Raw genomic sequence first — 626 nt, 5'->3', positions numbered from 1 at the left:
CAAAAGATAGATACGGCAGAGTTTATGATGCCGTATGGAAATGATGCTAAAGCTGCCGTGCAGAAAATAAGAGATAATCTTATGCTATGGGAAGGTGTCACAGACGGAAATGCGGTTTATGTTGTACTCGGCACGGAAAATCAGGACAAAATCCATTATGCAATGGCTGTTAAAAATATGCTTTATGATTCTTTACAGTATGCAAAGCAGGTGGAAGAAGCAAAGAGTTCATATCGTAATAAAAACAAAGGTGCCGCAATCAAATTGAGTTCGGAAGAATTTTTATCGGGATTTAGAAAAGAAGATAAATTAATGCCGGTGGTAACTCTGGTTATCTATTTTGGAGATAAAAGCTGGGATGGAGCAAAAAGTGTTCATGATATGTTTTGTGTGGACGATGAACAGATCTTAAAATATGTTCCTGATTATAAAATAAACCTGATAGAGCCGATAAAAGTTTCAGACAGCGAGTATGAAAAGTTTAAAACAGATTTGGGGTCGGTATTACAATTCATAAAACATCAATCGGATGACGATGGAAGATGGATTAAAGGAAAACGCAGGTTTCAAAATGTAGAAAAAGAAGCAGTAGAATTAATAAATATGATAACCGGTGCAAATATTGC

The 626-nt window shown here is 35.8% G+C and carries 1 protein-coding gene; it reads left to right on the top strand.

Features of this window, described 5'->3' with window-relative positions; translation table 11 throughout:
* Positions 1 to 626 (top strand): Rpn family recombination-promoting nuclease/putative transposase (locus DW721_RS15850; RefSeq protein WP_207665633.1); only part of this gene is annotated, 626 nt, incomplete at both ends.

This window comes from Clostridium sp. AM27-31LB, assembly GCF_003480745.1.
In the GTDB taxonomy this organism is placed as follows: Bacteria; Bacillota; Clostridia; order Lachnospirales; family Lachnospiraceae; genus Butyribacter; species Butyribacter intestini.
This window is presented reverse-complemented; position numbering and strand designations above follow the sequence as displayed.